This is a genomic window from Microbacter sp. GSS18 (assembly GCA_029319145.1).
Classification (GTDB): Bacteria; Actinomycetota; Actinomycetes; order Actinomycetales; family Microbacteriaceae; genus Microbacterium.
Genome location: CP119753.1, coordinates 1,887,295 through 1,906,219, shown reverse-complemented (window position 1 = coordinate 1,906,219; position 18,925 = coordinate 1,887,295). Strand labels below are relative to the sequence as shown.

Below are 18,925 nucleotides of genomic sequence, written 5' to 3'. Positions count from 1 at the left end.
CGGCCCGCGTGCGTGATGCACCGCGTCCCGCTCAGTCCGCGGCGTCGAACTCCCGCTGCCACGCGCCGGGCGAGGTCATCGCCGCGAGGGACCGGCGGTACTCCCGCGCGAGTGCGGGCCAGCGCCGGCTGAGCGCCCGGTGCAGCCGGACGCTCTCCACGAGCATGCTGCGGTAGCGCGCGCGATCACGGACGTACACGTTCTTGCCGGAGCCGTTCGCCGCACTCACGATCGCGCTGTCATAGCGGGGGAGACGCCACCACTGCGCGTCGGTCTTGGACACCTCGACCTCGGGCAGGCTCCCGTCCGCGTGGGCGGGATTGCGGACCCAGTGCCGCACGAGCGAGCTGAGCGTGAACCAGCGCAGCCGCCATCCGCCCGGAAGCGAGGACCGGCCGCGGCGCCCCTCGGAGACCTGACGGCCCAGGCGGGCACGCAGGGGGGTCCCCGCCTCGCGGTGCAGGACGGTCTCGGGGAACTCGGCGGCGAGAGAGCGCGCGTCGGGAAGGACGGTGCGCAGCGTGCGGTGCATGTGGGCGGGCCCGGTGAGGATGTCGCGGATCGCGCGATGACGCAGCGCGACCGGGTAGTACTGCATCGACAGCAGGTGCTTGAGATCCATGCGGCGGCTGTGGCGCAGCAGGGATCCGCCGCGCGGCGCCGACGAGTGCAGGAGGGCGGCGACGATCCGGTTGCGTGCGTGGAAGTACGCCTGCCAGTCGACGAAGTCGTCCTTGCCGAGCCACGAGATGTGCCACAGCGCGACGCCGGGCAGGGTCACCGTCGCAAAGCCCGCCTCGCGCGCCCGCAGACAGTACTCCGCATCGTCCCACTTGATGAAGGCGGGCATCGCGAGCCCCACCGCACGGATCGTCTCGGTGGGGATGAGGCACATCCACCAGCCGTTGTAGTCGGCGTCCATTCGCTGGTGCAGCAGGGGGGACTGGCGGAGGTTCGACACGCTGAAGTCATGGGGCATGCGGTCCTCGTGCACCGGTCGCCACGCGAACGGCAGTTCGTCCACGACCTCGGCGAACGCGTGCAGACGCGGCCGGTCGAGCAGGTCGAACATGTGGCCGCCGACGATCGCGGGCTTGGTCGTGTAGCGGGCGAAGACGATTCCCCGGCGCACCGACTCGGGCTCGATCTCGACGTCGTCGTCCAGCAGCTGGACGAACGCGGTCTCCTCTCGCTCGAGGGACTCGGCCATGGCCCGGGAGAAGCCGCCGGAGCCCCCGAGGTTCGCCTGCACGACCACCTGCAGCGTGTCGCCCAGATCCGCGGCGACGGCGTCGAAGCCCGGCTGCGAGGAGACCGGCCGGTCACCCTGATCGATGAGGAAGATGCGGTCGATCACGTCCCGCACGTCCTCGGACCGCGCCAGTGCCCGCAGCGTCTCGACGCAGTAGTCCGGCTTGTTGAACGTCGTGATGCCGATCGACGCCTTGCCGTCGCGCTCGGGGGCCTGATCGGTCTCCCAGCGGGCGCCCTCGAGGGTGGCCGGCTCCTCGCCCGCGACGACGTCGAACCAGATCCAGCCGCCGTCGCTGTAGCCGTCCAGCTCGAGGCGGAACGTCGAATGCGACTCGCCGCCGACATCGCGCGCTGCGATGCGCTGCGTCGTCCCGTCGCCGTTGGAGCGGTAGACCAGCACCGCGGCGGGGCCGGAGAGCGAGACGGTCAGCGTGACCTGGCGCACACCCGTCCAGTGCTGCCAGTACGACGCGGGGAAGGCGTTGAAGTAGGTGCCGAAGGACGCGCGCGTGCCCGCGGAGACCCGGACCCGCCGACGGTCGAGCACGACGGCCCGGCCCGCACGGTCGGCGACACGGACCTGTTCGTCGCCGATCTTCGACCACGCGTCGGGATCCACGTAGAGCGGAAGCAGGTCGGGGTCCCGCTCCTGGGGGAAGACGACGCTCTGCAGCAGGAAGGGCACGTGAGATCTCCGGGTTCTGGGTCGGTTCCGACGCGTCGGATGCCCGCTCGATCCTACCGCCCGACCCCGGCCGGCCATCTGCGCGCGGGCATCGGCTCGCCGGGATCCCAGACGCCATCCAGTAGGATCGTCGCGGCCACCGCGGGCGATTCGACACCGCCGGCGTCCCTCCGCCCCTCGAGCGCAAAGGCAGCACTGCATGGATCTTCTCATCGTCGGCTCCGGCTTCTTCGGCCTCACCATCGCGGAGCGGGCCGCCGAGGCAGGCCGCAAGGTCACGGTCATCGACCGTCGTCCGCACATCGGCGGCAACGCCTACAGCGAGGACGAGCCGGAGACCGGCATCGAGGTCCACCGCTACGGCGCGCACCTGTTCCACACGTCCAACCCGACGGTGTGGGAGTACGTCAACCGCTTCACGGCGTTCACGAGCTACGTGCACCGCGTGTACACCAACCACAAGGGCGTCGTGTATCCGCTGCCGATCAACCTGGGCACGATCAATCAGTTCTTCCAGTCCGCGTACACGCCCGACGAGGCGCGCGCCCTGGTGCACGACCAGGCCGGCGAGTTCGACGCGAAGACCGCGCAGAACCTCGAGGAGCGGGGGATCGGGCTCATCGGACGGCCGCTGTACGAGGCGTTCATCCGCGACTACACCGCCAAGCAGTGGCAGACGGATCCGAAGGACCTGCCCGCCGAGGTCATCTCGCGCCTGCCGGTGCGCTACACGTACGACAACCGTTACTTCAACGACACGTGGGAGGGGCTTCCGGTCGACGGCTACACGGCCTGGCTCGAGCGCATGGCCGATCACCCCAACATCGACGTGAAGCTGGACACCGACTTCTTCGACGCGTCGCAGCCGCTGAACAAGGCCGCGACGGTCGGTCAGCTGCCGATCGTGTACACCGGTCCGGTGGATCGGTACTTCGACTACGCAGAGGGGGCCCTCGGCTGGCGCACGATCGATCTCGAGCAGGAGGTCCTCCCGGTCGGAGACTTCCAGGGGACGAGCGTGATGAACTACGCCGACGCCGGTGTTCCGTACACGCGCATCCACGAGTTCCGCCACTTCCACCCCGAGCGTGCCGACCGGTACCCGACCGACAAGACGGTCATCATGCGCGAGTACTCGCGCTTCGCCTCGCGTGACGACGAGCCGTACTACCCGGTCAACACCCCCGAGGACCGAGCCGGGCTCCTGTCGTACCGCGAACTCGCCAAGGGCGAGGACGGCGTCCTGTTCGGCGGGCGCCTCGGGACGTACCAGTATCTCGACATGCACATGGCGATCGGCTCCGCCCTGTCCATGTGGAACAACCAGCTGGCCTGACTCCCGTGACCGGACGCCGGGAGAACGCGGGCACCGCCGTCGGGGCGCCGGGCTCGCTCCGCCACTATCTGCACTCCCTGTGGCTGCTGTCGTCGCGCGACCTGAGGGTCCGCTACTCGACGAGCGCCCTGGGCTATCTGTGGTCGGTGCTGGACCCACTGGTGATGGCGGGCATCTACTGGTTCGTCTTCACCCAGGTATTCCAGCGCGGCGGCGTCGGGGAGCAGCCGTACATCGTCTTCCTCATCGCCGGCCTGCTTCCCTGGGTGTGGTTCAACGCGTCCATCACCGACTTCACCCGCGCGTTCAACAAGGACGCGCGCCTGGTGCGTTCCACCGCGATTCCGCGATCGATCTGGGTGAACCGCATCGTGCTCAGCAAGGGCACGGAGTTCCTGTTCTCGCTCCCCGTGCTCGCGCTCTTCGTCATCGCCACCGGCGCACCGGTGGGCTGGGGGCTGCTGTGGCTTCCCGTCGCGATCATGATGCAGACGCTGCTGCTGGTCGGCCTGGGCCTGCTGCTGGCCCCGCTGTGCGTGCTCTGGACGGACCTGGAGCGCACGGCCCGGCTCATCCTCCGCGCGCTCTTCTATGCCTCGCCGGTCATCTACGATGTGTCGGACCTTCCGGGCGTTTTCGCCCAGCTCGCCGTCTTCAACCCGCTGGCCGGGATCTTCACGCTGTACCGGATGCCGTACTTCCCGCAGCAGTGGAACACTCTTTCGGTCGTCGTGGGCGCCGTCGTCACGGTCGCGGTCCTGCTGCTCGGCTGGTACACGTTCCGCGCGCTGGAGCGCGCCGTCCTGAAGGAGCTGTGATGACAAGCGCCGCGATCGACGTGCGCGACCTCGGAATCCTCTTCCGGCGCAACCGGAGGGGTCGACGGAGCGTGAAGGACCTGTTCGGCGGGACCTCGCGGCGTACGCCGCCGGGCGAGTTCTGGGCGCTCCGGGATGTGTCCTTCTCGGTGCAGCCGGGGGAGTCGATCGGGGTCGTCGGGCGCAACGGTCAGGGCAAGTCCACGCTGCTGAAGCTCGTCGCCGGTGTGCTGATCCCGGATGAGGGGTCGGTTACGATCGACGGCGGCGTCGCACCCCTCATCGAGATCACGGGCGGGTTCGTCGGCGATCTGACGGTGCGAGAGAACGTGCGGCTCGCGGCCGGTCTGCGCGGGATGCCCAAGGCCGAGATCGCCCGTCGATTCGACGGGATCATCGACTTCGCCGAACTCGCCGACTTCGTCGACACTCCGTACAAGCACCTCTCCAGCGGAATGAAGGTGCGCCTCGCGTTCGCGGTCGTGTCCCAACTCGACGAGCCGATCCTGCTCGTCGACGAGGTGCTCGCCGTCGGAGACAAGGCCTTCCGCGAGAAGTGCTACTCGCGCATCGATGAACTGCTGACCGAGGGGCGCACGCTGTTCTTCGTCAGCCACAACGAGCGCGACCTGCGTCGCTTCTGCAAGCGCGGGCTCTACCTCCGCGAGCATCGTCTCGTCATGGACGCGCCGCTGGGCGACGTGCTCGAGCGCTACAACGCCGACACCGGGGCGGCCCCGGCGAAGTGACCCGTCAGTTGTCGGTGATGGTGCCGGCGGCGACGGTGTGGTTGGTGGCTTCGTCGATGAGGACGAAGCTGCCGGTGGTGCGGTTGCGTGAGTAGGGGTCTGCGACGAGGGGTGTGGTGGTGCGGAGGGTGACGCGGCCGATCTCGTTCAGGCCCAGGGTGTGTTCGCCTTCTGCGCGGTGGAGGGTGTTGACGTCGAGCTGGTAGTGGATGTTCTTGACGATGGTGCGGGCTGCGCGGGTGGTGTGGAGGATGGAGAGTTTCTGTCCGACCCGGAGGGGGTGTTCGTCCATCCAGCAGATCATCGCGTCGATGTCCTGGGTGATCTCGGGTTTGTTCTGGGGCCGGCAGATCACGTCTCCGCGGGAGATGTCGATCTCGTCGGTGAGGCGGATGGTCACCGACATGGGTGGGAACGCTTCGTCGACGGGTCCGTCGGCGGTGTCGATCGACGCGATCGTGGAGGTGAGGCCGCTGGGGAGGACGAGGACGTCGTCGCCGGGCTTGAGGACCCCGGAGGCGACTTGTCCGGCGTAGCCGCGGTAGTCGCGATGCTTGGATTGCTGGGGGCGGATGACGTACTGCACGGGGAAGCGGACGTCCTGCAGGTTCCGGTCGCTGGCGATGTAGACGTTCTCGAGGTGGTGCAGCAGGTTCCCGCCGTCGTACCAGGGCATGTTCTCGGACCGGGTCACCACGTTGTCGCCCTTCAGCGCGCTGAGGGGGATCGCGGTCATGTCGGTGATGTTGAGTTTCGACGCGAACGCGAAGAACTCGTCCCGGATGTTCTCGAACACGTCCTGGGACCAGTCGACGAGGTCCATCTTGTTGACCGCGAGCACGATATGCGGCACGCGGAGGAGGCTGGCGATGGTCGCGTGCCGGCGGGACTGCTCCAGGATGCCTTTGCGGGCGTCGACGAGGACGATGGCGAGGTCGGCGGTGGACGCGCCGGTGACCATGTTGCGGGTGTACTGGGCGTGGCCGGGGGTGTCCGCGATGATGAACTTGCGGCGCGGGGTCGCGAAGTACCGGTAGGCGACATCGATCGTGATGCCCTGCTCCCGCTCCGCCCGCAGCCCGTCGGTGAGCAGGGCCAGGTCGACGTACTCGTCTCCCCGGTCCCGGCTGGTGGCCTCCACCGATTCGAGCTGGTCTTCGAAGATCGACTTCGAGTCATACAGCAGACGGCCGATGAGGGTGCTCTTGCCGTCGTCGACCGATCCCGCGGTCGCGAAACGCAACATATCCATGAGTGTTTAGAAGTATCCCTGCTTCTTGCGGTCTTCCATCGCCGCTTCGCTGACACGGTCGTCCCCGCGGGTCGCGCCGCGCTCGGTGATCCTGGTCGCCGCGATCTCCTCGATCACCAGCTCGATCGTCGTCGCCTCCGACGCGACCGCCGCGGTGAGGGTCGCATCCCCCACGGTCCGGTACCGGACCATCCGGGTGGTCACGACCTCACCCTCCTTCGGGGTGCAGAACTCGTTCGCGGCGAACAGCATCCCGGCCCGCTCGAACACATCCCGCTCATGCGCGATATAGATCGAGGGGACTTCGACGTCGTAGTTGTGGATGTACTGCCAGATGTCCAGCTCGGTCCAGTTCGACAACGGGAACACCCGGATCGACTCACCCGGGTGGACGCGGCCGTTGTAGAGGGACCACAGCTCGGGACGCTGGTTCTTCGGATCCCACTGCCCGAACTCGTCCCGGAACGAAAACACACGCTCCTTCGCGCGGGCCTTCTCCTCGTCACGGCGGGCGCCGCCCATCATCGCGTCGAACCCATGCCGCTCGACCGTGTCCAAAAGCACCGGCGTCTGGATCCGGTTCCGGGACCCGTTGGGCTCCTCCCGCACCAGCCCGGCATCGATCGCCTCCTGCACCGACCCGACCACCAGCCGCAGCCCATGCTTGTCGACGTGCGCGTCCCGGAACTCGATCACCTCGGGGAAGTTGTGGCCGGTGTCGATGTGCACGATCGGGAACGGCAGAGGCGCCGGGTAGAACGCCTTCATCGCCAGATGAAGCAGAACGATCGAGTCCTTCCCACCCGAGAACAACAGCCCCGGCTTCTCCATCTGCGCCACCACCTCACGGATGATGTGGATCGACTCCGCCTCCAACAACTCCAACTGCGACAAGGCGTACCTGTTCGGTGACGTCACAACACTCCCTCTCCGTCGGGCACGGCAACCCGCGCCCGGTCGATCGCACCCATCACATCTCCGGCCAGCTCGGGCCGGCACACCACCAGGTCCGGCAGGTACGGATCCGCCCGGTTGTACACGAGGTCCGATCCGTCCAGCCGCGACGTGTGAAGACCCGCGGCGCGGGCGACCGCGACCGGCGCGGCCGAATCCCACTCGAACTGTCCGCCGCCGTGGACGTACGCGTCCACCTCGCCGGTGACCACCGCGCAGATCTTGACTCCGGCGGATCCCATCGGCACGAGCTCCGCGCCCAGCTGCTCCGCCACGTGGGCGACGATCGCGGGCGGCCGCGACCGCGACACGGCGATCCGCAGCGGTCCGTCGCCGCGTGCCGGGGGAGGGGAGACGCTCGCACTGTCCAGCACGACGTCCGGACCGCCGAGCGCCACCGCGCCGACGGTCAGGTCGCCCGACTCCCACAGCGCGACGTGCACCGCCCAGTCATCGCGGCCCTCGGAGAACTCCCGTGTGCCGTCCAGAGGATCCACGATCCACACCCGCGAGGCCGAGAGCCGGGCGGGGGAGTCCTTCGCCTCTTCGCTCAGAACGGCATCGTCGGGGCGCTCCGCCGCCAGCCGGGACGCGATATGGGCCTGCGCCCCCGCGTCGCCGGCGGACTTCAGGCCTCGCGCGTCTTCGAGCCCGTGCTCGGCGCGGATGCCGAGCAGCACCGCCGCCGCGGAGCCCGCCACGGAAACCGCCACGCCGGCGTCATCCGGACCTGCGACACTCCCGGGCATGCGTCCTCCGCTGTTGTTCGGGTGGGTCGGCCGCGGGTGTCCGGGCCGACGAGCACCCATGATAGCGGTGGGCCTGCGCCGCGCCGCGCGCGTGCGTCACACAGCGAAAACGACACGTGTGGCTCCGGAGGCCGCCGCGCACGTGCGGGATAATCGCTGGCATGCGAATCTCCGCCCGTGCCGACTATGCGGTGCGGGCGGCCGTGGTGCTCGCCGACCGATTCGAGGCGGGGTTCCTGCCGTCCGAGGCGGTCGCCGCTGCGGAAGGCATCCCGGCGACGTTCCTGGAGGGGATTCTGGTCGATCTCCGCCGCGGGGGGATCGTCGAGAGCCGGCGCGGAGCGGGCGGCGGCTATCGCCTGGCGCGCCACCCGGATCTCGTCAGCGTCGCCGACGTCATCCGCGCCGTCGACGGACCTCTCGTGTACGTCCGTGACGCGCGACCCTCGGAGCTCGATGATCGCGAGCAGGCGCCGTCCCTCGTCCGGCTCTGGGTCGCGCTGCGCGCGAACGTCCGCAAGGTCCTGGACGAGACCTCCATCGCCGATGTCGCCACCGGGAAGCTGCCGCCCCACGTGGCCGAACTCGCCGCCGACGACAGCGCCTGGGCGAACCCGACGTAACGAAAGGTGACGGCCTCTGGCCTCGCCGGACCGCGCCGTGCATAATTGCTGACTAAATCGGTCGGGATTATCGGGAAGGCTCGCGTGGACTGGGGACTGACGATCGCCGCACTGGGCATCGGCGTCGTGGTGGGGCTCACGGGCATGGGCGGCGGTGCGCTGATGACACCCGTCCTGGTGCTCTTCTTCGGCATCCCGCCGCTGACCGCGGTCTCCAGCGACCTCATCACGAGCGCGGCGATGAAGCCGGTCGGCTCGATCGTCCACATGCGACGGGGCACGGTGCACTGGCGGATCGTGCTGTGGCTCGTCGTGGGCTCCGTGCCGGCGGCGTTCTCGGGGGCCCTCATCATCAGCGCGATCGGACCGATCGCCGGCGTGAACGCGTTCGTGAAGACCGCGCTCGGCGTCGTGCTGATCGTCGCCGCCGTCGGCCTGGTCGCGCGCGCGTATCTGCAGCTCGTCGAGCGGCAGCGCATCGCGCGCGGCGAGATCGCGCCGCGCGGCGAGGCGGAGTCCGACGTGCGCGTGCGGGTCGTGCCGACGGTGATCGTGGGAGTCGTCGGGGGACTCATGGTCGGGCTCACGTCGGTCGGCTCGGGGTCTCTCATCATCGTCGCGCTCATGGCGCTGTATCCGGTGCTCTCGGCGAACCGCCTCGTGGGCACGGATCTGGTCCAGGCGGTTCCGCTGGTGATCGCCGCCGCCGCGGGCCATCTCCTCTACGGCGACGTCGACTGGGCGGTCGTGTGGCCTCTCATCATCGGCAGCGTCCCCGGCGCCTTCCTCGGCGCGCAGCTGTCGTCGCGCATCTCCGGGGGGATCGTCCGCCGCGCCCTGGCGATCGTGCTGGTGGTCGCGGGGCTGAAGCTCCTCGGCGTGAGCAACACGTGGACTCTCGTCGCGGCGGTCGCCACGCTCGTCCTCGGCACGGTGGCGTGGGCGTTCGCACGCAGGCGTCACGGGCTCCGCGCGACGCACCGCGCCGAGCTGCGCATGCGCGCGTCGCAGTCCGCGGGGGACTGACAGCCTGCGGTCCCGCGCGCCGGTACCGTGGGTTGACGTGTCCGCGCTGGCAGCGCGCCACGCAGGACCGGCGGGAGACCGAGGCCCGCACCCACGAGTGGAGGATGCATGTCGAGGAGCGTCGTGCTGTCGACGTCCCAGCGCAACGAGTTGGAGCTCGTGCTCGCCGGCGCCTGGGGCGCGGGTCCCCGGTACGAGGGGCCGGACCGGCCGGCCGCCCGTCTGGTCCTCCCGGACGGAGAATCCGCGGAACCGGGGTCCACGATCGATCTCGTGGACGAGGAAGGGACCGCCGTCGCGAGTCTCGAGGTCGAGGGGACGGATGCCGTCGGTCACGCCATCGGAGCGGTGCGGCCGGGTCGGCCGTTCGGTCACCGTGATCAGCGTGAGCTTCGCGCCACGGTCGCGACCGCGCGGCGCGCCCGCGCGGTCGTCGTGACCGGCGAGGTCCCGCCCGTGGACGACGAGCGCTGGCATGACGCGGTCGCCGACGCCGCCGTGGTCGTGGTCGACCGGGGGGACACCGCGGCGCTCGCGCGCGCGGTCTCGTCGGCCCGTCAGACCGGGCGGGATGTCGTCGTGCTGCCCGCGCCCGACGAGACCGCGCGGACGGCGCACGAATGGGTCGATGCGCTGCGGCACGTGGCGCGAACGCTCGTCGCGGACGACGTGACGATCTGGACCACGCCGCGCGCGCAGGGCGACGGCCTGGTCCTGCTGCTGACGGGACTGTCCGGCTCGGGCAAGTCGACGATCGCGAAGCGCCTGTTCGAGCGGCTGCCGGGCGCCGACGCCCGCACGGCCACCCTGCTGGACGGCGACGAGGTGCGGCAGATCCTCTCGTCGGGTCTCGGGTTCTCGCGTGAGGACCGCGAGATGAACGTCCGACGCATCGGCTGGGTGGCGGCCCTCGTCGCCCGGCACGGGGGCATCGCGGTGTGCGCTCCGATCGCGCCGTACGTCGGCATGAGGGCCGAGATGAGGGAGCGCATCGAAGCCGTCGGCCGGTTCGTCCTCGTCCACATCTCCACGCCGCTCGAGGTGTGCGAGCAGCGGGACCGCAAGGGCCTGTATGCCAAGGCGCGCCGCGGCGAGATCCCGCAGTTCACCGGCATCAGCGACCCCTACGAGGAGCCCGAGGACGCGGACCTCACGATCGATGCGAGCGTGGTGCCGCCCGATGAGGCGGTGAACCGCATCCTCGAGGTCATCGCCTCGACGCCGTAGGGATCAGAACACCAGGCCCGGCTCGATGCGATCGAGTGCGGCGAGATCGTCGGCGAGGTAGTCCATGAGCCGACGGTACGCCTGGTCGTCGGGTGAGAGCCTCAGGTCGTCGGCCTTGATGTTCCAGAGGTTGAGACGGTACTCGACGCGCTTGCGGAACCGTGCGGGAACGGCATTGCGCCACACCCACTGCACCCCGGGGATCCCGAAGAGGAATCCCGGCGTGAGAACGCGGACCTTCGGGGCGCTGCCTCCTTCGCGATGGGTCTTGTCCGCGTCCGCCGGCACGAAGTCGTCGTCGACTCCGATGTGGGCGAAGACGGACTGGGAGACGGCGACGGGGTCATCGCGCAGCTGCTTCGTCGTGAGGATCAGAAGCGCTTCGCGCGGATAGTGCCTCAGGAACTCGCCGATGATCCTGCCGTACTCGCTGCCGAACACGTAGCGGTGCTCATCGGCTGCGGCGCCCTCGCGCGGCCCATCGCCCGCCGCGATCGCCTGGTCCACGACGTCGTCGAAGGAGCGCTGCTCGTACCCTCGCTGCACCCGCATCTTGTAGTGCGAGTACGCGCGGTCGACGGGGTTGCGGAGGATGACGACCAGCCGTGCCCCCGGAAGCTGCCGGCTCATGCGCAGCGCCGTCTGACGGACCGCGCCGTCCGAGGTGTCGAGCATGTACTGCGGCGTGACCGTTCCGATCGCCTGACCGTCGGGTACGTCCGAGAAGTACGTGCGCATGTAGGCGTCGAACCCTCGCCGGTACCAGCGGGGGTCGTTGAAGAACGGCACCTCCTTCTCGCTCGGGATGAACAGTCCCGGATGCTGCGAGATCGCGGCGTACAGGCTCGTCGTCCCGGATTTCGCCGCCCCGATCACGACGAAGTCGAGTTCATCTCTCGGCATCCGGTGCCCTCCTCGCGATCATCCCTGTCTAGTCCTTCCGATGGATCATCCTGGGCCCGAAGTATAGGCTCGGCAGGCCCGTCGCGACGATCGTCACGATGCGCATGAGGAGGGCGACCACCACGGTCGGTGCGATCGGCAGGCCCACGATGCCGGCCGAGATCATCATGATGCCCTCCCGCACGCCGATGCCCGCCGGTGTCAGCGACAGCACGACACCCCAGCCGGCGACGATCGCGACGAACACGATGCCGGCGATGTCCTGAGCCTGCCCGAGCGAGGCGTAGAGGCAGATGTAGACGACGCTGCTGGTCGTCACCGCGACGAGAATCCACAGCAGGGACGAGGTGAAGGTCCGCGGCTCTGCGCGTACGACGGCATAGCCGGTCAGCGCGTCGGCCAGCCGGTCCGCCACCCGCCGTCGCAGGCGGCCGCGCGGACGGCTCGCTGCCAGCCGCTCGCCGAGCCGCTTCGCCGGGAAGAACGCCATGACGACGGTGACGACGGCGACCGCGACTCCGGCGACGACGAAGCTCCCCAGCAGGCTGATGTCGCTGCCCATGAGCAGCAGGACGAGCACCGCCAGGACGCCGGTGACCACCAGCTGCAGGATGTTGCTCACCAGGAAGCTGGAGGAGAACTTGGCGTAGGTGACGTCATGGGCCCGCTTGAGGTAGGTGGCCCGGATGGTCGCCCCCACGTAGCTGGGCAGGAACTGATTCGTGAACCGCGTCAGGATCGCCAGGCCGAACAGCTCGCTGCGGGCGAGATCCACGCCGTGCGGCGCGATGGCCGCCTGGGTGACGGATCCGATCGCGTAGGCGTTTGCGAGCACGAACACTCCCGCAACGCCCAGCGCCCACGGCTGCGTCAGGCGGATCTCACTGAACTGGCTCCAGTTCTGCCACACGTACCACGCGATGGCGCCCAGAAGCACGGCGGCCACGACGGCGCTGACGGCGGTCCGGAGACGTCGACTGCGCATGTGGCTTCAGCAGGTCCTCACGGTGCGGAGGGAGCGGGACGGGGCGCAGCGGATAACGCGGCGGGTGGTCACAGTGTACCGACGCGTCCGCCTCGGCCGGTGCGGCAGACTGGGCGGTGGGAAGCGCCAGACGGAGGATGATCGCGATGCAGCCGCCACAGCACGAGGGAGATCCGCGCTGGCCGAACCTGTTCATCCTCGGAGCTCCACGATCCGGCACGACCTCGCTGCACACGTGGCTCCAGGACATGCGCCACCCGGATGTGTTCATGTCCGCCGTCAAGGAGCCGCACTTCTTCTCGGGGTTCGATCTGCCCGACCTCGAGCGCGCGATCCTGCAGACCACGACCGAGCCCGACGACTACCTCGCCCTGTTCACCGACGGTGCACGCGCGCGCTGGCGCGGGGAGGCCAGCTCGTACTATCTCGCCGACCCCGATGTCGCCCCGCGGATCGCCGCGCGGGCTCCGGAGGCGAAGCTGATCGCCATTCTGCGCGACCCGGTCGACCGGGCGTTCTCCCACTATCTGCTGTACGGCAGAAGGGGGGCGCAGAAGAGCTTCGCGGCGACGATCGACGACATCCGCTCCGACGACGTTCCGACCAACCCCGCGTACGACTTCATCGAGCACGGGATGTACGCGGAGCAGCTGTCCGCGTACCTCCGCCACTTCCGGCGGGACCAGATCCTCGTTCTGTACTTCGATGAGCTGCGTGAGCCGACGGCGGTGCTGCGGAAGGTGCTCGACTTCCTCGGCGCCGATCGAGCGCCCCTCGAAGGTTACGAGCCCGCGACCGCGCAGAACGCCTACTCCAAGCCACGCAATCGCCTGGCCGCCGCGGTCCTGTCGAACGATGCGCTGGCGCGCGCCGGGCTGCGGTTCGTGCCGCGCCCGCTCGTGCGGCGCATTCGCGGCGGGCTCTTGAGCGAGGGCGACAAGCCGCGGATCGACCTGCAGACCCGCGCCGAGCTCGAAGCCGTGTTCTCGCCGGGTCTGGCAGCCCTCGAGGAGCTTCTCGGCGAGGACGTCTCCCGCCTTCGCTGACCCGTCGGCGCGGCGCGTGCGTGCGTCGCGCCGTCAGGATCGATGGGGCGCCAGATCTCGGTACGCCGACGCGTAGCGCTCGGCGCATGCCGGCCAGCCGTAGATGCGGCGAAGGTGCGCGGCGTGCGCGGCGATGCGGGCGTCATCGGTGCCGCCGCGGAAGACCTTCGACACGGCGTCCGCCAGCGCCGACGCCGAGCGTTCCTCGACGACGTAGCCGGTCACGCCCTCCTCGATGAAGTCCCGAGCCCCGGTGCTGCGCGTCGTGACGACCGGGACTCCGCAGAAGATCGCCTCGAGGTAGACCACGCCCATGCCTTCTCGCCAGCCGTTGGCCAACGTGATGGACGGCGCCACGAAGACCGTTGCCGAGTGCAGGTGCCGCGCCATCGCATCGTGCGGCACCCAGCCCTCGAAGCTCACGCGGTCCGCGACTCCGGCCTCCGCCGCAAGCCGGACCAGCGCCGCCCGGCGCGGACCGTCCCCGAGGATGGTGAGCGAGGTCTCCGCGTCGAGCGCCCTCAGCGCCTCGATGAGGAACTCCACGCCCTTCTCCGGGCTGAGCCGACCCGCGAAGACGATGTTCCGCGATCGGTCGCCGGTTTGGGCGGGCGCCGAGGCGAAGTCGTCCATGTCGACGCCCATCGGCGCGAACAGATACTCCCGGTCGCACAGAGCGCGGCAGGCCGCCTCGGTGACCGTGCTGTTCACGGCGACGATGTCGGCCTTCGCCAGCACGAAGCGCGCGAGGCGCGCGCTCCACTTCCCGCGGGCGGTGAAGATGTCGCCCCCGTGGACCGTCACGAGAACCTTGCGGCGCAGGAGCCACCCGGCGACCACGGCGACCAGGCCCTGAGGCACGATCCAGTGGGCATGGATGATCCCGATGTCGCGATACCGGAGGATCTTCCACACCGCGCACGCGAACAGGGCGACGATGTACGACGCCGCGCCGATCAGGAAGAGTCCGCCTCGGGACTTGTTGGCCGCGCCTCCGTCGTAGAAGACGTTCTGAGCCGAGGCGGGCACCATGTACTGCACGCGGGTGATCGAGATGTCCCCGTCCTGCTCGGTCCGCGGGGCGCCGGCGCTGTGCGGGGCCAGGACGTACTGATGCCCGGGGTAGCCTCGCCGCTGCACCTGCTCGGTGAGCTCCTTGACGAACGGGCTGGTGGAGTCGCCGCGCCAACGCGGGTACGTCGACGTGAGCACGAGAACGGAGTCGCGCCTGCTCATCTGTCATCCGATCTGCCGGTCGGCGCCCGTCTCGCCATCACGGTCAGGCTACCGGAGTGAACATGGTCCGCGTCCCCGTCGTTGCCGAGGTCCCGGAGGACTGCGTAGCATGCCCTCAACGGCACCCGGGCACGTGAACCTGGCGCTCGGTGCCCGAGGAAGGTTGTGCGTCCGCGGTCCCGAGCGAGAGAGCCCATGCGCCTGTTCATCCAGATCCCCTGCCTGAACGAAGAGCTGACCCTGCCCTCGGTGCTGGCCACGATCCCGACCGAGATCCCCGGCGTCGACGAGATCCACATCCTGGTCGTCGACGACGGCTCATCCGACCGGACGGTCGAGGTCGCGCGGGCGCTCGGTGTGCGCCACTTCGTCTTCCACAATCGGAACATGGGTCTGGCCAGGTCTTTCCGTGACGGCGTCGACTATGCGATGGCCCACGGCGCCGACATCGTCGTCAACACCGACGGCGACAACCAGTACCCGCAGGAGCGCATCGGCGATCTCGTGAGCCCGATCCTGCGCGGCGATGCGGACATCGTCATCGGCGATCGGCAGACGCGCAGCGTCGAGCACTTCTCCCCGTTCAAGCGTCTGATGCAGCGCGTGGGGAGCGCGGTGGTCAACTTCGCCGCCGAGACCAGGCTCCCCGACGCCGCCAGCGGATTCCGCGCCTACTCGCGGGAATCGCTCATCCGCCTCAACATCGTCACGCAGTTCAGCTACTGCATGGAGACGATCATCCAGGCGGGCAACAAGCGTCTGCGCATCGCGAGCATCCCGATCAAGACGAACCCCAAGACGCGCGAGTCGCGGCTGTTCCGCAACATCTTCGAGCACATGGGCCGCTCGAGCCAGGCCATCATGCGCAGCTACATCATGTTCAAGCCGCACGTGGTGTTCCTGACGCTGGCCGCGCTGTTCTTCATCGGCGCCATGATCCCGTTCGGCCGCTTCCTCGTGCTCACGTGGGTGGGTGCGGCGGGGGACCACATCCAGTCCCTGATCCTCGGCAGCGCACTGCTCGTCGGGTCCCTCCTCAGCGTCGCGCTCCTGGTCCTGTCGGACATGCTGCACACGAACCGGACGCTGACCGAGGACGCGCTCGAGCGCCTCAAGCTGCTGCAGTACGCGCCGGAACGCGTCCGCGATCCGAAAGAGGTATCGGAAGCGGACGTCGCGCGGCATCCGTCGCTGTCGATCTCACGTGACGCGACCCCGGCCGCGGAGCTGGACCCCGCGACCGACGAGCCGCCGCACGTGCATCCGCGTTCGAGGTCCGAGGCCGTGTCCGTGCCGGGCGGCGCCCGCGCGCCGTCCTGACCGACCCGGGATCCGCTCGTCACGCACGGCAGGCCATGAGCGGTGCGGCGATGCCCTGTCGCGTGGTCGGCTCCGTCACCGCGGAGGCTACGCTCGAAAGGTGAAGCAGTTCCGGGTCGCCCCGAGCGACCGCACCGTCTCCGACACGCGCATCCCCACGACCCCCTCGCCATCTCACGGCCACGACATCCCCCTGGGCGTGATCGCCCTCACGTCGCGAGGTTCGGGTCCGGCGCGCCATGGCCTCTGAGATCGTGCCGGCCGCAGGCGAGATGCCCGCCGATCCCGCCGGTCCCCGGGTGTGCATCGTGGGACCGGTGCGACCGTACCGCGGCGGGATCGCGCAGCACACCGAGTCGTTGGCGACAGCCATGCGCGACTTCGCCTCGGTCAGAGTGTTCTCGTTCGCCAAGCAGTATCCGCAGAGCCTCTATCCCGGTGAGACGGACATCGATCCCGACCTCGATCCACTGCCCGATGTCGACTACAGCCTGAGCGCCACCCGCCCGCTCTCGTGGCGGAAGACCGTCGACCGCATGATCGCGCTTGCACCGGATGTCGTCGTGTTCGCGTGGTGGACTCTGTTCTGGCAGCCGTGGACGGCGTACATGGCGCGCCGGCTGCGCCGCGCAGGAGTGCGCACGGTCTTCCTCTGCCACAACCTCGGCGATCATGGCGCCGGTCGCGTCCGACGCCGTTTGAGTCGCCTCATGCTGTCCTCCGCGGACGGCTACATCGTCCATGCGGAGGCGCTCCGGAGCGAATTGACACGGATCGTGCCCGACCGCCCGGTGATGGCGCGAGCGCATCCGGTGTACGACCGGTTTCCGGCGCCGGCGCGGATGCGGGAGCCGCGCGGACGGCTGGAGATCCTGTTCTTCGGCTTCATCCGGCCGTACAAGGGGCTCGAGGTCCTGCTCGAGGCGATGGCACTCCTGGACGACGACGAGGTCCACCTCACCATCGTCGGCGAGTGCTGGGACCAACCGGATCGTTGGCGCGAGGGGGCGGCGGCGCTCCGGGCAGAGACGGTGCTCCGGTATGTCTCCGACGCCGAGGCTGCGGAGTACTTCGCTCGTGCCGACCTCGTCGTCCTGCCGTACCGCTCGGCCACGGGGAGCGGAGTCGTGTCGGCCGCGTTCCACTACGGAACACCCGTGCTGGCGACTCGGGTCGGCGGCCTGGTCGACGTGATCGACGAGTCGACGGGGATTCTCGTTCCTCCGGGAGACGCCCGCGCGCTCGCGGACGCGCTGCGGACCGCCACACGCGAGTCGTGTGCGGAACTGGGCCGGGGCGTCCGCGCGTTCGCCGGGCGGAACACCTGGGGCGCGTTCGCCGGAGCCGTCGTCTCGGAGTTCGCGGACCGCCGACCACGCGGAGACCGCGTGGCCTGATCGCGCCGGGCGATCTGCGCCCGGGACACCATCGCCCTACGGGCGTCCCATGCCGTGGTAGGTCCAGCCGGCGGCGCGCCACGCGGCGGGGTCGAGGCAGTTGCGGCCGTCGACGACGATGGTCCCGCTGACGAGGGTCGCGGCGTGGGCGGGGTCGAGCTCGCGGCGGTACTGGTCCCATTCGGTGACGACGATGACGGCGTCGGCTCCCGTGAGGGCTTCGTCGCGGTCCTCGACGTAGGTCAGCTGCGGGTGCACGCGGCGGGCGTTGTGGATCGCCTCGGGGTCGGTGACGGTGACCTTCGCGCCCAGGCCGTGCAGCCGCACGGCGACATCGAGGGCGGGGGAGTCGCGGATGTCGTCCGAGTGGGGCTTGAACGCCGCTCCCAGGACGGTGACGTTCCTGTCGTACACCGACCCGTCGAGGGCGTCGACGACCAGCTGCGCAGCGCGCTCGCGGCGGCGTAGGTTGATCTCGTCGACCTGGCGCAGGAACGCGACGGACTCGCCGCGGCCGAGCTCTTCGGCGCGGGCCGAGAACGCGCGGATGTCCTTGGGCAGGCATCCGCCGCCGAACCCGATCCCCGCGCCGAGGAAGCGGCGGCCGATGCGGGCGTCGTGGCCGATGGCGTCGGCGAGCTGCGTGACGTCGGCGCCGGTGGACTCGGCGATCTCGGCCATCGCGTTGATGAAGCTGATCTTCGTGGCCAGGAACGCGTTCGCGGCGACCTTCACCAGCTCGGCGGTGGCGTAGTCGGTGACGATGAACGGGGTGCCCTTCGCAACCGACGGGTGGTAGACCTCGCGCAGGATCTCGGTCGCGCGGTCGCCCGCTTCGCCTGCGGGGACGCCGGCGACCAGACGGTCGGGGTCGACGGTGTCCTGCACCGCGAAGCCCTCGCGCAGGAACTCCGGGTTCCACACCAGGACCGCCCCGGTCGGGGACACCTTCTCGGCAAGCATCGCCGCGGTGCCCACCGGCACGGTGGACTTGCCCGCGACGATCTCGCCCGCTCCCAGGTGCGGGACCAGGGCGTCCACGGCAGCGTTCACGTACGTCAGGTCGGCGGCGTATCCGTCCTTCTGCTGCGGCGTCCCCACTCCGACGAAATGCACCGCGGAGCCCGCGGCATCGGCGAAGTCCGTCGAGAACCGCAGCCGCCCGGACGCGATCCCCTCGCTCAGGATCTCCTGCAGTCCCGGCTCGAAGAACGGTGCGCGCCCGGCCTGCAGGGAGGCGATCTTGGCCGCGTCGACGTCGATGCCGACGACCTCGTGGCCGATCGAGGCCATCGCCGCCGCGTGCACGGCGCCGAGGTATCCACAGCCGATGACAGAAAGACGCACAGGGAACTCCAGGATGCT

At 69.4% G+C, this 18,925-nt stretch carries 18 protein-coding genes; 10 read left to right on the top strand and 8 right to left on the bottom strand.

The annotated features are described in order from the left end of the window. Positions 1-31: 31 nt before the first annotated feature. The gene (locus tag P0L94_08970) at positions 32-1,939 is read right to left on the bottom strand and encodes a glycosyltransferase (protein ID WES66196.1); all 1,908 of its coding nucleotides are present in this window, start codon (positions 1,937-1,939) and stop codon (positions 32-34) included. Between the two features lie 199 nt (positions 1,940-2,138). On the opposite strand from P0L94_08970, the gene glf reads away from it, so the two are divergent. Genes glf through P0L94_08955 form a run of 3 tightly spaced genes read left to right on the top strand, consistent with a single transcriptional unit; the run spans position 2,139 to position 4,842 of the window. Further along, entirely contained in the window at positions 2,139-3,275 is a 1,137-nt protein-coding gene (gene glf, locus P0L94_08965; GenBank protein ID WES66195.1) for a UDP-galactopyranose mutase, read from the top strand. A 5-nt stretch (positions 3,276-3,280) separates the two neighbouring features. After that, positions 3,281-4,093, top strand: a complete 813-nt coding sequence (locus tag P0L94_08960; GenBank protein WES66194.1) for an ABC transporter permease — start codon at positions 3,281-3,283, stop codon at positions 4,091-4,093. Next, positions 4,093-4,842, top strand: coding sequence for an ABC transporter ATP-binding protein (locus P0L94_08955; GenBank protein ID WES66193.1), 750 nt, complete (start codon positions 4,093-4,095; stop codon positions 4,840-4,842). Before P0L94_08960 ends, P0L94_08955 begins: the two co-directional genes overlap by 1 nt. A gap of 4 nt (positions 4,843-4,846) precedes the next feature. Here the strand turns inward: P0L94_08955 and cysN are convergent, their stop codons facing one another. The 3 genes from cysN to P0L94_08940 are packed head-to-tail and all read right to left on the bottom strand — an operon-like array spanning position 4,847 to position 7,761. Then, positions 4,847-6,088, bottom strand: coding sequence for a sulfate adenylyltransferase subunit CysN (cysN, locus tag P0L94_08950; GenBank protein WES66192.1), 1,242 nt, complete (start codon positions 6,086-6,088; stop codon positions 4,847-4,849). A 12-nt stretch (positions 6,089-6,100) separates the two neighbouring features. Next, the gene (gene cysD / locus P0L94_08945; protein ID WES66191.1) at positions 6,101-7,012 is read right to left on the bottom strand and encodes a sulfate adenylyltransferase subunit CysD; all 912 of its coding nucleotides are present in this window, start codon (positions 7,010-7,012) and stop codon (positions 6,101-6,103) included. Beyond that, positions 7,009-7,761, bottom strand: a complete 753-nt coding sequence (locus P0L94_08940) for a 3'(2'),5'-bisphosphate nucleotidase CysQ (protein WES66190.1) — start codon at positions 7,759-7,761, stop codon at positions 7,009-7,011. Before P0L94_08940 ends, cysD begins: the two co-directional genes overlap by 4 nt. A gap of 197 nt (positions 7,762-7,958) precedes the next feature. On the opposite strand from P0L94_08940, the gene P0L94_08935 reads away from it, so the two are divergent. From P0L94_08935 to cysC, 3 genes are all read left to right on the top strand, one after another. Next, complete coding sequence (locus P0L94_08935; GenBank protein WES66189.1) at positions 7,959-8,420, top strand: Rrf2 family transcriptional regulator; 462 nt, start codon at positions 7,959-7,961, stop codon at positions 8,418-8,420. Between the two features lie 84 nt (positions 8,421-8,504). Continuing rightward, complete coding sequence (locus P0L94_08930; protein WES66188.1) at positions 8,505-9,446, top strand: sulfite exporter TauE/SafE family protein; 942 nt, start codon at positions 8,505-8,507, stop codon at positions 9,444-9,446. Between the two features lie 108 nt (positions 9,447-9,554). Next, positions 9,555-10,673: an adenylyl-sulfate kinase gene (gene cysC, locus P0L94_08925; protein WES66187.1), complete on the top strand. Its 1,119-nt coding sequence runs from the start codon at positions 9,555-9,557 to the stop codon at positions 10,671-10,673. Between the two features lie 3 nt (positions 10,674-10,676). Here cysC and P0L94_08920 read toward each other — a convergent pair whose 3' ends face one another. Next, a complete protein-coding gene (locus P0L94_08920) occupies positions 10,677-11,576 on the bottom strand; it encodes a sulfotransferase domain-containing protein (GenBank protein WES66186.1) in 900 nt (299 codons plus the stop codon). A gap of 28 nt (positions 11,577-11,604) precedes the next feature. Continuing rightward, entirely contained in the window at positions 11,605-12,561 is a 957-nt protein-coding gene (locus P0L94_08915; protein ID WES66185.1) for a lysylphosphatidylglycerol synthase transmembrane domain-containing protein, read from the bottom strand. 146 nt (positions 12,562-12,707) lie between these two features. Between P0L94_08915 and P0L94_08910 the strand changes: the two genes are divergently transcribed. Next, the gene (locus tag P0L94_08910; GenBank protein WES66184.1) at positions 12,708-13,607 is read left to right on the top strand and encodes a sulfotransferase; all 900 of its coding nucleotides are present in this window, start codon (positions 12,708-12,710) and stop codon (positions 13,605-13,607) included. Positions 13,608-13,640: 33 nt separating this feature from the next. Here the strand turns inward: P0L94_08910 and P0L94_08905 are convergent, their stop codons facing one another. Further along, positions 13,641-14,843, bottom strand: coding sequence for a glycosyltransferase (locus tag P0L94_08905; GenBank protein WES66183.1), 1,203 nt, complete (start codon positions 14,841-14,843; stop codon positions 13,641-13,643). 195 nt (positions 14,844-15,038) lie between these two features. Here P0L94_08905 and P0L94_08900 point away from each other — a divergent pair, with 195 nt between their 5' ends. The 3 genes from P0L94_08900 (at position 15,039) to P0L94_08890 (ending at position 17,560) form a co-directional block, all read left to right on the top strand. Next, the gene (locus P0L94_08900; protein WES66182.1) at positions 15,039-16,163 is read left to right on the top strand and encodes a glycosyltransferase family 2 protein; all 1,125 of its coding nucleotides are present in this window, start codon (positions 15,039-15,041) and stop codon (positions 16,161-16,163) included. A 100-nt stretch (positions 16,164-16,263) separates the two neighbouring features. Continuing rightward, positions 16,264-16,413, top strand: coding sequence for a hypothetical protein (locus tag P0L94_08895; GenBank protein WES66181.1), 150 nt, complete (start codon positions 16,264-16,266; stop codon positions 16,411-16,413). Next, on the top strand, positions 16,403-17,560 hold the full coding sequence (locus P0L94_08890) for a glycosyltransferase (protein ID WES66180.1): 1,158 nt from the start codon (positions 16,403-16,405) through the stop codon (positions 17,558-17,560). The genes P0L94_08895 and P0L94_08890 overlap by 11 nt, the downstream gene beginning before the upstream one ends. A 36-nt stretch (positions 17,561-17,596) precedes the next feature. Here P0L94_08890 and P0L94_08885 read toward each other — a convergent pair whose 3' ends face one another. Beyond that, positions 17,597-18,907, bottom strand: coding sequence for a UDP-glucose/GDP-mannose dehydrogenase family protein (locus tag P0L94_08885; GenBank protein ID WES66179.1), 1,311 nt, complete (start codon positions 18,905-18,907; stop codon positions 17,597-17,599). Positions 18,908-18,925: the final 18 nt, after the last annotated feature.